This window comes from Thermodesulfobacteriota bacterium, from assembly GCA_040756475.1.
Taxonomy (GTDB): domain Bacteria; phylum Desulfobacterota; class Deferrisomatia; order Deferrisomatales; family JACRMM01; genus JBFLZB01.
Map to the genome: position 1 here is coordinate 1 of JBFLZB010000135.1, position 12,348 is coordinate 12,348.

12 protein-coding genes are annotated in these 12,348 nt (G+C 70.7%); all 12 read left to right on the top strand.

All coding sequences use genetic code 11. From position 1 onward, the window contains the following. A partial coding sequence (locus AB1578_16765) for a biotin/lipoyl-containing protein (protein MEW6489555.1) occupies positions 1-278 on the top strand: 278 nt, incomplete at its 5' end. Further along, positions 268-1,926 carry a right-handed parallel beta-helix repeat-containing protein gene (locus AB1578_16770; GenBank protein MEW6489556.1) on the top strand — a complete coding sequence of 553 codons (1,659 nt, stop codon included), beginning with the start codon at positions 268-270 and terminating at the stop codon, positions 1,924-1,926. The genes AB1578_16765 and AB1578_16770, both read left to right, overlap by 11 nt. Positions 1,927-1,931: 5 nt before the next feature. Further along, the gene (locus AB1578_16775; GenBank protein ID MEW6489557.1) at positions 1,932-2,630 is read left to right on the top strand and encodes a class I SAM-dependent methyltransferase; all 699 of its coding nucleotides are present in this window, start codon (positions 1,932-1,934) and stop codon (positions 2,628-2,630) included. A gap of 28 nt (positions 2,631-2,658) precedes the next feature. After that, complete coding sequence (locus tag AB1578_16780) at positions 2,659-4,113, top strand: coproporphyrinogen-III oxidase family protein (protein MEW6489558.1); 1,455 nt, start codon at positions 2,659-2,661, stop codon at positions 4,111-4,113. 42 nt (positions 4,114-4,155) lie between these two features. Continuing rightward, positions 4,156-5,037 (top strand): DMT family transporter, encoded by an 882-nt coding sequence (locus AB1578_16785; protein ID MEW6489559.1) that lies wholly within the window; start codon positions 4,156-4,158, stop codon positions 5,035-5,037. Between the two features lie 170 nt (positions 5,038-5,207). Beyond that, a complete protein-coding gene (locus tag AB1578_16790) occupies positions 5,208-5,462 on the top strand; it encodes a dodecin family protein (GenBank protein MEW6489560.1) in 255 nt (84 codons plus the stop codon). Between the two features lie 49 nt (positions 5,463-5,511). Continuing rightward, positions 5,512-6,801, top strand: coding sequence for an MFS transporter (locus AB1578_16795; protein MEW6489561.1), 1,290 nt, complete (start codon positions 5,512-5,514; stop codon positions 6,799-6,801). A 259-nt stretch (positions 6,802-7,060) separates the two neighbouring features. Next, complete coding sequence (locus AB1578_16800) at positions 7,061-7,687, top strand: DedA family protein (protein MEW6489562.1); 627 nt, start codon at positions 7,061-7,063, stop codon at positions 7,685-7,687. Between the two features lie 67 nt (positions 7,688-7,754). Next, entirely contained in the window at positions 7,755-8,969 is a 1,215-nt protein-coding gene (locus AB1578_16805; GenBank protein ID MEW6489563.1) for a citrate/2-methylcitrate synthase, read from the top strand. Continuing rightward, complete coding sequence (gene icd / locus AB1578_16810; protein MEW6489564.1) at positions 8,966-10,165, top strand: NADP-dependent isocitrate dehydrogenase; 1,200 nt, start codon at positions 8,966-8,968, stop codon at positions 10,163-10,165. The genes AB1578_16805 and icd overlap by 4 nt, the downstream gene beginning before the upstream one ends. 199 nt (positions 10,166-10,364) lie before the next feature. Beyond that, complete coding sequence (gene tolB / locus AB1578_16815; GenBank protein ID MEW6489565.1) at positions 10,365-11,642, top strand: Tol-Pal system beta propeller repeat protein TolB; 1,278 nt, start codon at positions 10,365-10,367, stop codon at positions 11,640-11,642. Positions 11,643-11,695: 53 nt separating this feature from the next. Then, the gene (gene pal, locus AB1578_16820) at positions 11,696-12,295 is read left to right on the top strand and encodes a peptidoglycan-associated lipoprotein Pal (protein MEW6489566.1); all 600 of its coding nucleotides are present in this window, start codon (positions 11,696-11,698) and stop codon (positions 12,293-12,295) included. Positions 12,296-12,348 lie beyond the last annotated feature (53 nt).

Below are 12,348 nucleotides of genomic sequence, written 5' to 3' on the forward strand. Positions count from 1 at the left end.
GCATCCAGGGCACCCTCTTCGTGCCCCGGCTCGCCCCGCGCCAGGAGCGCGACCGGGTGCGGCTTGCCCAGTGGCTGGTGAAACCCGGGGAAGAGGTGGCCAAGGGCCAGCCCCTGGTCACCCTGGAGGGCGGCACGCAGACCTGGACCATCGCCTCCCCGGACAAGGGCGTCTTCGTGCGGCCTGTGAAACACCGCCGAGACCGGGTGGAGCTCGGCGACACCCTGGGGTATGTGGAGCTCGACGCAAGGGTCTGGAAGGAGGAGTATGCTCCCTAAGCCCGCCCGAAGGTCGGCCGGCGGGCGAAGGGGGATCTGGGCGGGTGGTCTTCGGCGCGCCTTTCTCGGCCTTGCCCTTCTGGCCTGGCCCCCGTGGGGCGAGGCAGGGGCTGCCGTCATCCGAGCCGACACCGTCTGGCAGGGGATCGTAGAGCTCGAAGCGGACTGCACGGTGGCGCAGGAGGCCACCCTGCTCGTGCTGCCAGGAACGGTGGTGCGGGTGGCCCGGCGCTGGAACGAGGCCGAGGGCCGCGGTGTGCTCCTGGACATTCGGGGCCGCCTCATCGCCCAGGGGCGGGAGGACCGGCCCATTTTCTTCACCTCGGCCGGGGGAGAGCCCCGGGCCGGCGATTGGGCCGGCATCGTCTTCACGAGGGCCGGCAGCCGGCTCAGCGTGCTCTCCCACTGCACGATCGAGTACGCCGACGCCGCCGTCCAGGGCGGCGCGTCCCGGGTCCTCCTCGAACATTGCCGGCTTCGGCGCAATCGGGCCGGCCTGGCCGCGTTCGAGGAGTTTGCCGCGAGACTGGTGGCATGTGAGGTCGCCGGGAACGAGAAGGGGCTATACATCGAAGGCACCTCCCGGGCCCGCGTGGAGCAATGCCGGATCACCGACAGCACCGCGGCAGGCGTCGAGGTGAAGCACGGGGCAGAGCCGGAGATCCTCTCCTCACGGATCGAGGGCAACGGCCCGGCGGGCATCGTCTGTACGCTCGGCGCCGCCCCGAAGATCGAAGGGAACGTGATCCGCGGCCACGACCGAGGAATTTTCGTGGAACTCATGTCCCACCCCCTCATCCGCCACAACGAGATCGCCGGAAACGAGACCGGCATCTGGGCGGAAAAGCAGGTCAGCCCCCTCGTGCAACGAAACATCATCACAGGCAACGGGGTGGGCATATACTGCAACCTGGCCGCGCGGCCCAGGATCGAGGGCAACGACATCTTCGGGAACCGACTGTTTGCCCTGGTGCTCGGGGACAACCAGTCCCTGGCCGCGGAGAGGCTGCTGCCGAGCCGCCTTCCCGGTCAGCAACCCCGGTCCGGACCTCTCGCGGGAAGGCTCGCTCCCGCCCCCTTCGACTCGCTCGGCGCAGAAGGACCGGTGGTCGACGCCCGGGGAAACTGGTGGGGAGCCGCGGGCAGCGACGAGCTAGGGGCGATGGCTCCGGAGGGCAACGTGAGCTTCTTCGAGGACGGCGCCGACAAGCCCACCGTGGACTTCCTGGGCGCAGGTGGTGAACGCACCGGCGCGAGGTACCCGAGGGACAGGGTAGCCTTCGTTCCCTGGCGGGAGAGCCCGGCAGTCGGGGAGAGGCGCCAGGCAGCTCCGGTGCCTTCGGTGCAGGGCCGGCTCACCTTCCGGGGGGAGCCCGTTGCGGGAGCCCGCGTCTACGCCTTTGCGGCCGGGTCTGGAGCCGTGACAGGAGAGGAGGTCGCCCTCTCGCCCCCTAGCGGCCCTGACGGCAGCTTCTCCCTGCACCTCGCTCCCGGCAGTTACGTCGTCCTGGCGAGAAGGACGTCCTCTCCCTTCCCGGCGGCCGAGACCGGGCCGGGAGACCTCGTGAGCCCGAAACAGACTCTGTCCGTCGAGACCCAGCGCGTCTCGGCCCTGGACCTGACCCTCTCGGGAGAGGAGACACCTTGAGGGGCGTGCGCCTCGGCTGGGCGGCGTGCGCAGTGGCGCTCTGGATCGCCTCTTCTCTCCAGGCAGCCCCCTGCCCGGTCAGCCGCGCCTGGGCGGAAGACGCGGAAGGGACCTCTCCCCGCGACCACCTCGACGCGGAGCGCCGGGCGCTGCTGCTGGAGCGCCCGGGGCGGGAGCGCTCTGCGAGGCCCGACGCCGTCCTGGCAGCCCTACGCCTGGAGGCGGGGCAGGTGGTCGGAGACGTGGGAACCGGGACAGGCTACTTCGCCCGGCGCTTCGCCCGCGCCGTGGGCCCCAAGGGGACCGTCTACGCGGTGGACATCGAGCCGTACCTCCTGGACGAGGCCAGGCGCCGGGCCGAAGAGGAGGGCCTCGCGAACATCGTCCCGATCCTGACGGGCCCCGAGGACTCGGGTCTCCCGGAGGACTCCTGCGACTGGATCTTCCTGTCCCACGTCTACATCCACATCGCCGACGGCGTCCCATACCTGGAGCACCTGCGCACCCGCCTCAAGCCAAGCGGCCGCATCGCGGTGATCGGGTGGGAGAAGGGGAGGTACCAGCCCGGCCTGGGGCCCGAGGACGACAGACGGCTCTCCGGGGATCAGATCGCGGCCGACCTGCGCGCCGCGGGCTTCGAGATTCTCGAGAAACTCCAGGTCCTGCCGGGCAAACACTTCCTCATCGCGAGCCCGCGGCCGTAACGGACGCCGGCAAGAAGGAGACCCATCCTTGGCACCCCGAGACCTGATCCTCCTGGCCCGCGAGGAGGTCGAGCGGCTCGACCCCGACGCTCTGACCGCGGCGGGGCTCCTCCCCCGGCAAGGGCTCTACTTCCCATCCATCTACTATCCGCCGATTCCCATGTATCCCAGGGCCGCGGAAGCGGACCTGTTCCGAGACTTCTCCTATGACCGCACGCGGCCCTGCGCGCTCTACGTCCACCTGCCGTTCTGCCGGTCCAAGTGCACGTACTGTCACTGGGTCACGTGCAGCGCCGCCCCGTCCGCCGCGGTGGACGACTACCTGCGGGACCTCGCGGCCGAGATCGGGCTCCTCAAGCGCCGTCTGGGGGTGGAGACCCTCGCTCCCCACTCGTTCCTCCTCGGCGGCGGGACCCCCACGGTCCTCTCGGCGCGGCAGCTCGAGGGGCTCTTCCAGTCCCTGGAGGGCTCCCTGGACCTGTCCCGTTGCGCCCAGATCACTTGCGAAGCCGAACCCGGGACCCTGCTCGGGCCGGAGGGAGCGGACCGCCTGAAGGTCCTTCGGGAGCGGGGAGTGGACCGCCTGAGCCTGGGCGTCCAGTCGTTCCAGGATGGCGCGCTGGCCTCCATGGGGCGGCGGCACACGGCGTCCGACGCCGTGCAGGCGATCCAACGGGTCCGGCGAGCGGGCTTTCCCAGCCTCTCGGTCGACCTCATCTACGGGTACCCCGGGGGTACGATCGAGGAGTGGCTCGCCACCCTGGAGACCGCCGTATCCCAGGACGTGGACGCGCTGCAGCTTTACCGCCTGCGGATCGTCCCCCACGGCGACCGGCCGGGGGCGATCGGGGACACCTTTGCCCGGGAGCCCCACCGCTTCCCGCCGGTGCGCGAGACCCACGCCATGAAGGCGCTGGGGCGCCTGGTCACCCGGGAGGCGGGCCTGCGCGAGTCCTGCCGGCGGGTGTTCTCGAAGGGCCCTTCCCACGACTCCAGATACCTCGTCGACCACTGCGACCGCCTCTCGGACGTGTTGGGCCTTGGCGTCTCCGCCTGGTCGAACCTCCAGGGGCGCTTCTACCTCAACACGGCGGCCGGCCTCGAACAGTACGGAGAGGCAGTGCAGCGCGGCCGTCTTCCCCTCGACCGGGGGAAGGTGCGGTCCCGGCAGGACCACCTGCGGCACGCCCTCGTGCTGCCCCTCAAGCACAACGGCGTGTCCCGCCGCCGGTTTCGCGAGGCGACGGGCTGCCTTCCCGAGGAGGTGTTTCCGGACCGCCTCGCCCGGCTGCGCGACTTCGGCCTCGTCGAGGCGGACAGTGCCGGTCTGCGCCTGACGGAGCGAGGAACCTTCTTCGCGGACGAGGTGGCCATCCAGTTCTACGAGCCCCGGTACCTTCCCTTTCCCAGGACCGCCTACGAGGAAGGACCGCTGAATCCCTACCGGGGCGAGGGCGCCCAAGACCTTGCCGCCTCGGCCTGACCCCCGATCGCCCCCGGCGCCGGGGCCCGTGGGAAGCTGACCGTGGACGAGCGCCTCTTCTACGGCATGGCGGCCCTCGCGTCGTCCGCGTCCTGGGCCCTTGGCGCCGTCCTGTGGCGGCGGCTCGGAGACTCTCTCTCTCCCTTCGGAAGCAACCTCGCCAAGGGCCTGATCGGGAGCGGCTTGCTGGCGGCGGCCCTCGCCCTGGTGGGCGCCCAGCCCGTCAGCGCTCCGGCACTCGCCTGGCTCGGCCTGAGCGGAGTGCTCGGCATCGCCGTCGGCGATACCTTCTTCTTTCGCTCTCTCATGGACTTGGGGCCACGGCTTGCGTCGCTCCTCGGGACCCTCAACCCGTTTTTCATCGCCCTGTGCGCCGCGGCCTTCCTCGGAGAGCGGCCCGCAGCCGCGGCTTGGGCCGGCATCTGCCTCACCGCGGCTGGCGTCGGCTGGGTCCTCTGGGAACGCACCCCCGAAGGAGGTCTCCGGCAAGAACGGGCGCGCGGCCTCCGCTCCGGCCTCGTTGCCGTCGCCTGCACCGTCGCGGCCGTCCTGCTCGCCAAGAAGGGGTTGGAGGAGGTCCCGCCGGTTCAGGCGGCGCTGGTCCGGCTCTCGGCGGGGACCCTGGGTCTGCTCGCCTGGGGAGCGCGGACCCACGTGCTCGGGGCGCAGCTTCGGCTCCTGCGCCAGCGCGCGGTCCTGGCCCGGGCGGCAGCCGTCGTCTGCGTCGTGACGTTCGGGGGGTTCATGCTCTCCCTGGTCGCCCTGTCCCGTCTGGACGCTTCCATCGCTGGCGCCCTCGGGGCGACGAGCCCGCTCTTCGTCCTGCCCATGGCCGCCCTGTGGTTTCGGGAGCCCGTGACGGTGCGCTCCGTCATCGGGACCGCGGTAGCAGTCGGAGGGGTCGCCCTGCTCTTGCAGGCATGAACCACCTTTCGGCCCCCCTGGTGACCTCTGCACTGCTTCGTATGCGGTCAATGACCCCTGTTCTTCAGAAGTAGACCGGGCCCTCGACCGGCCGCCACCTTGCCGCGGAGCGGGGTATCCGGTAGAAAGGCCGACACTGGCACACCCGTCCACCCCACAGGAGGCACGACATGAGCTCGTATCAATTCATCGAACTGGTGGGAACGAGCACCAAGTCCTGGGAAGACGCCACCCGGCAGGCCATCGAGGACGCAAAGGCCATTGGGATGCGCGAGTTGCGGGTCGGCGAGGTGGTGCGCATGGACGTCAAGATGACCGGCGCGCTGATCACCTACCGCGTGCGCCTCCAGATGTCCTATAAGGTCTCCTCACTCCAGGAGTTCAGCAAGATGGTCCAGGCAAGCGCTGGCGACGTCAACGCCTGAGGGCGGCGGGCCGGCTCGCTGGACCCTTTCGGCCGGCCCGCAGCCCGGGATGCATACCCCTGATGAGAGGGACAGCCCGCTGAACGGGAGGCCCCGGGAAAAAGACTCTCCTCCCGAGGCCTTCGGGAGCGCTTCGATTCGCGTTCTTCCCTGCGCGTACCCTCCGGGCAGGCGAACGGGGTTTCCCCTGGGCCTCCTCCTGGCCCTCACCGGGATGTTCTTCCTCAACTTCGTGGGCCGGGTTATCTTCGCACCCCTCATGCCGGCCGTGGTGGCCGATCTGGGGATCGCCCACGCCCAGGCCGGGAGTCTCTTCTTCTTCGTCTCCGCGGGGTACTGCGCGGGGCTCCTGGGATCGGGTCTCGTGTCCTCGCACTGGGACCACCGGCGCACGGTGGCGGCCTCCGCGGCGTGCGCCGGCGTCGCCCTGCTCGGGGTCTCCCTGGCCCAGGACCTCTTGAGCATCCGGGCAGGGCTTCTCTTCCTGGGGACGGCGGCAGGCCTCTACCTGCCCTCGGGCCTCGCCACCCTGACCTCGCTCGTTCACCCCTCGGCCCGGGGGCGCGCCGTGGCCGTTCACGAGCTGGCCCCAAACCTAGGGTTCGTGACGGCCCCCCTTCTGGCCGAGGCATTCCTGTTCCGCTTCCCCTGGCGTGTCGCCCCGGGTTTCCTGGGGACGGTGTGCCTCTTCGCGGCGGTGGCCTATCTGTGGAAGGGCCGGGGAGGAGAGTTCCGGGGGGAGATCCCGAGCCCGCGCACCCTGCGCCTCCTCGCGGCCGACCCCGCCTTCTGGCTCCTCATGGCGCTCTTCACGTTGGGCATCGGCGCGAGCCTCGGGGTCTATGCGGTGCTCCCCCTGTATCTGGTGGCCGAGCGGGGCATGGAGCGGGAGTGGGTGAACGCCATGGTGGCGGTGTCGCGGATCTCGGGTCTGGTTGCTGCCTTCGGCGCGGGCTGGGCCGCCGACCGCTTCGGGCCGCGCCGGGCGCTGCAGGGGGCCTTCTTCGCCACAGGGATCCTCACCATACTCCTCGGCGTCCTGACGGACGCCTGGGTGGCCGCGGCGGTGCTCTTGCAGCCCCTCGCGGCGGTGTGCTTCTTCCCCCCGGCCTTTGCGGCCCTCTCCCGGCTCGGCCCGCCCGAGGTCAGGAACGTCGCCGTTTCCCTCACGGTTCCGGTAGCCTTTCTCCTGGGCGGGGGCGCTGTGCCGGCCGCAATCGCCTGGCTCGGGGACGCAGGTTCGTTTGCCCGGGGCGTGATCCTTTTCGGCCTCTTGGTTCTAGGTGGCTCGCTCCTCTGCCGGCTGCTCCGCCTTCCGAGAGACGACCGGGAGACCTGACCCGCTCCCCGCCCAGCGCACGAGCGCGGAATCCACCGCCGCCTGGAAGGCGCGCAAGATGGCAGCGCCGCAGAGCGCGGCGCACGGGGTTGCCCAAGTGTGCCCCCATCCAGAAAGAGGGGGCGCGCGACGGACGGCAGAGGTCTTGGGTCCCCTGTCGTTGAGGAGAGACGGCAATCAGAAGACCCGGGCAGTCGCACGGCGCCCCCCCTTCGGGTATCATCGGGCCGCAACCCAACCCTCCTCCCCCAGGACCTGCATGCACCTGCTCGGCGAACTCATCGCCTGGATCGTCCAGACCATCGGCCAGCTCGGCTACCCGGGGATTTTTCTCCTCATGGCGCTGGAGAGCTCGTTTTTCCCCTTCCCCAGCGAGGTGGTGATGATCCCCGCGGGGTACTTGGCCTACCGGGGAGAGATGAACCTGGGTGTCGCCATCGCCATGGGGACCGCCGGCTCCCTGGCCGGCGCCCTGCTCAACTACTACCTGGCGGTGTGGCTCGGCCGCCCCTTCCTGGAGCGTTACGGCCGCTACCTCTTCCTTCCCCCGGAGAAGTTCCATCGGATGGAGGCCTTCTTCCGAAGACACGGGGAGATCAGCACCTTCGTGGGGCGGCTGATCACGGTGGTGCGCCAGTACATCTCGTTTCCAGCCGGTCTGGCCCGTATGCCCATGGGACGCTTCCTCTTCTACACGGGCCTGGGCGCCGGGATCTGGGTGGCGATCCTGGCCGCCATCGGGTACGTGGCGGGGGGCAACGAGGAGCTCATCCGCACCTACTCCCGGGAGGCGACCCTGGGGCTCCTGGCGCTGTGCGCCGCCCTGATCGCGGTCTACGTAGCGCGCCACCGGCGCAGGACCCGGTCCGCAGGGTCGGGCGTTTGACGCATCCTCGCCGCGCGTTACTCTTCGGGGGCGCGCCCACCTGACCTCCGCCAGAGGAGAGCTCGGCATGGAAGAGCAACAGGTCTGTTTCCCGCGGGTGAAGAACACCGGCCTTCGGGGCATCCCGGTCGCCGACACGAAGGTGAGCTACATCGACGGCATCAAGGGGGAGCTCCAGTACCGGGGCTTTCGCATCCAGGAACTGGCCAAGTACGCCACGTACGAGGAGGTAGCCCACCTCCTCATCCACGGCCGCCTGCCCTCCCGGAAGGAGCTCGCGGCCTTCGACGCCCGCCTGCGGGCCGCCCGGGCCCTGCCGCCGGGGGTGGTGGAGGCCCTGGCCCAGCGGCCCCGCGACGCGGTGCCCATGGACGTGCTCCAGGGCGCCGTCCCCTTCCTCGCCGACCACGACCCGGAGCTCAAGGACACTTCCAAGGAGGCCGTCGCGCGCCAGGCCGAGCGTCTCACCGCGCGCCTGCCCTCCGTGGTGGCGGCCTGGAAGCGCCTGCGGGCCGGAGAGAAGCCCCTGGAGCCCCGGGGCGATCTCGCCCATGCCGCGAACTTCCTCTACCTCCTCAAGGAGGCCGAGCCCCACGAGCAGGAGGCCCGCATCGTCGACGTGTGCCTCACCCTCCACGCCGACCACACCTTCAACGCCTCCACCTTCGCGGCACGGGAGGTGGCGAGCACCCACGCCCACCTCTACGCCTCGGTGACGGCGGCGGTTGGGGCGCTCTCGGGCGAGCTCCACGGCGGCGCCAACGAGCAGGTGATGAAGATGCTCCAGGAGATCGGCACCCCCGAGAAGGCGCAAGGCTACGTGAAAGCCAAGCTCGACGCGGGAGGCAAGGTGATGGGGATGGGCCACGCGGTCTACAAGACCCTCGACCCCCGGGCGCCCATCCTGATGGAGCTCGCCCTGGAGCTGGGGAAGAAGACCGGCCAGAGTTTCTGGATCGACATCGCAGAGGCCGTGCGGGAGGCCACCCAGCGGGAGTTCAAGGCCCGCAAGGGGCTCGACATCTACCCCAACGTGGATTTCTACTCGGCAGCCACCTACTACCAGCTCGGCATCGACACGGACCTCTTCACCCCGGTCTTCGCCCTGGGGCGGGTGTCGGGCTGGTGTGCCCACGTCATCGAGGAGAAGTTCGCCGAGGCCCAGGAAAAGCCCGAGCTCTACCGGCCCGAGGCGGAGTACGTGGGGGACTACTGCGGCCCCCAGGGGTGCGCCTGGGTGCCTATGGCCGAGCGCGGCGCCCCCTCGGGAGGGGGCCGATGACCCCTTCCCCCGCTGCCGTTCCGGTGGTGCTCATCCAAGGCGACGGAATCGGCCCCGAGGTCGCCCCGGCGGCGGTCGAGGCCATCGAGGCCGCGGTGAAGGCCGCGTACGGGGGGGCCCGCTCCCTGGCCTGGCGGGAGGCGCTGGCCGGCAGGGCCGCCTTCGACCGCACCGGCTCCCCCCTGCCCCCGGAGACCCTGGAGGCCATCCGCGCGGCGCGGGTCGCCCTCAAGGGCCCCCTGGAGACCCCGGTGGGCGGAGGCATCCGCAGCCTCAACGTGGCGCTGCGCCAGACCCTGGACCTCTATGCCTGCGTGCGCCCCGTGCGGGCCTTCCCGGGGGTGCCGGCGCCCGTGGTGCACCCCGAGCGCCTCGATATCGTCATCTTCCGGGAAAACACCGAAGACGTGTACGCGGGCATCGAGTGGCGCGAGGGCACCCCCGAAGCGCACAAGCTCATCCGCTTCCTGGCCGAGGAGATGGGGGCGGCGATTCCCGAAGACTCGGGGATCGGGATCAAGCCCATGAGCGTTCGCGGCTCCAAGCGCCTGGTGCGCCGGGCCATCCGCTACGCTCTGGAGAGCGGGCGCCGGTCGGTGACCCTGGTGCACAAGGGCAACATCATGAAGTACACGGAGGGGGCCTTCCGGGAGTGGGGCTACGAGGTCGCGGCCCGGGAGTTCGCCGAGAAGACGGTCACCGAGACCGAGCTCCGCGCTCGGGAGCACGGCCGCGACCTGGCGGGGGCGCTGCCGCCGGGGACGATCCTGGTCAACGACCGGATTGCCGACGCCATGTTCCAGGAGATCCTCCTGCGGCCCGAGCGCTACGACGTGCTCGCCCTCTCGAACCTCAACGGCGACTACATCTCCGACGCCGCGGCGGCCCAGGTGGGCGGCCTGGGGCTCGCACCCGGCGCGAACATCGGAGACGACTACGCCGTCTTCGAGGCCACCCACGGCACCGCTCCGGACATCGCGGGCCTGGGGAAGGCCAACCCCGGGAGCCTCATCCTCTCGGGGGCCATGCTCCTGCGCCACGTGGGCATGCCCGAGGCCGCGTCGCGCCTGCAGGAAGCCGTCACGCGCGTGCTGGCCTCCGGGCGGGTCACGCCGGATCTGGCTGCCGGGATGGACAACCCCCGGGTCCTCACCACGTCGGCCTTCGGCCGGGCCGTAGCCGCCGAGGCCGCCTGAGGGAGGGGGCGGCCGGCGGCATCGGGCGCCCTGCCATCCGGTCGTTCTTGACTTGGCCCCACCCCTATACTATCGTGGCGGCCTCTCGTTTTGTGCCCCCATTTCAAGGCTTTGAGAGACCGGTTTGCCACGTGCTCGCTCCCCGGCGCCGAGAGATCCCGGTCGCTGGCTTCCCAGAACCTGGACCGCGGCGCTCTTGGTGCTGGCGTGTGCCCTGCCGGTGCAGGCCAAGGTCTATATCGACATCAACGCGCCGGGCCTGCGGCGAATTCCCCTGGCCGTGCCCTCCCTGCGGCAGGAGGGGGGAGACACGGGGGACGCCCACGCCGAGATCGCCCGGGTGCTGCGCTCGAACCTGGGAACCACCGAGCTCTTCGAGGTGCTCGACCCCCGGGGCTACCTGGAGGATCCCCAGCGCGCGCCCCTGCAACCCACCGCGGCGGCCTTTGCCGACTGGTTCGCCATCGGGGCCGAGGTGCTCATCAAGGGCGGGATCTCCCGGGCGGGGGGGGGCGAGCTCTCGGTGGATCTCTGGGCCTACGACGTGCTGCGCCGCCAGACGCTCTTCGGCCGCCACTACGCGGCGCCGGCCGCGGCGGCCCGCACGGTGGCCCACATGTTCGCCAACACCGTGCTGGAGGAATTCACCGGCGCGCCGGGGCCCTTCGGGACCCGGATCGCTTACGTGGTGCAGGAGGGGAAGGCAAAGGAGCTCGCCGTCGCCGACATGGACGGTGCCAACGCCCAGCGGCTCACCCGCGCGGGGTCCCTGAGCCTGAACCCGGCGTGGTCCCGCGACGGCCGGTACCTGTACTACACGGGGTACCACCAGGGGGACCCGGATCTGTACCTGATGGACCTGGGCACCGGGAAGCACTGGTCGGTCTCGCGCCGCGCCGGGCTGGACCTGGGGGGCAAGGACTCCCCCGACGGCAAGGAGCTGCTCCTGGTGCTCACGGAGGACGGCAACGCCGAGATCTACCGGATGGACAAGGCCTCTCGGGACTTGACGCGCCTCACGCGGGACCGGGCTATCGACGTGGCGCCCAGCTGGTCTCCCGACGGCAGGGAGATCGCCTTCGTCTCGGACCGGATGGGCAACCCCCACATCTTCGTGATGGACCGCAACGGCCGCGACGTGCGCCGGGTCACCTTCTCCGGAACCCACAACGGCGACCCCGACTGGTCGCCCAAGGGGGACTGGATCGCCTTTACGGGAAAGGACGAGCGGGGCGTCTTCCAGGTGTACCTGGTGGACCCCCGGGGCAAGCAGGTGCGCCAGCTCACCTTCGGCCCCTCCGATACCCTCGACCCGTCCTGGTCCCCCGACGGCCGCTTCCTGGCCGTCACGTCCGCCCGGGAGGGCGAATACGCCGTGTACGTGTTCCGGGTCGGGGGCCAGGAGTTCCGGAGGGTGAGCCCCCGGGGCGGAAAGGCCTCCCAGCCCGCGTGGTCCCCCGTATTCCCGAGCCCCTGATGGGGCCTGAACGCCAGCTCTCGATGGCCCGTTCACAAAGGAGGTTTCCTGACATGAAGCGCCACCCGGTCACCGCCGTTACCCTGGTCCTCGCCCTTGCCGCGGCCCTCGCCGCGGGTGGGTGCGCCAAGAAGCAGGTTCGACAGGAGGCCGAGCTTGCCCCGGCTCCCGCGGTCGAACCGGCCCCGGCTCCCCGCCCCACCGTGCGGGAGGAGCCCATCGCCCGGCCCACTCCCACCCCTCCGCCTCCGGACACCGCCGCCGTGGCCCCTGCGCCCCCTCCGGCCGTCGACCGCGGTCTGGCGAGGGAGACCACTCCGGGGCTCCAGCGCATCCACTTCGACTTCGACCAGTCCCTCATCCGGCCCGACATGCGCCCCCTCATGCAGCGCAACTACGACTACCTCCTGGGCAGCCCGGGGGTGCGCATCCGCGTCGAGGGGCACTGCGACGAGCGGGGCACCAGCGAGTACAACCTGGCCCTGGGGGAACGGCGGGCGAAGGCCGCGTTCCAGTACCTGATGGACCTGGGGGTGGACCCCAACCGCATGACCGTGGTGAGCTACGGAAAAGAGGTTCCCCTGGATCCCCGCCACAATGAGGAAGCCTGGGCGCTGAACCGGCGCGCCGAGTTCGTGGAGATCCAGCGCTGATGAGCCGCCTCCTCGGTCGCGGGGGGGGGAGGGCCGTGCTGGTGGCGGCCCTG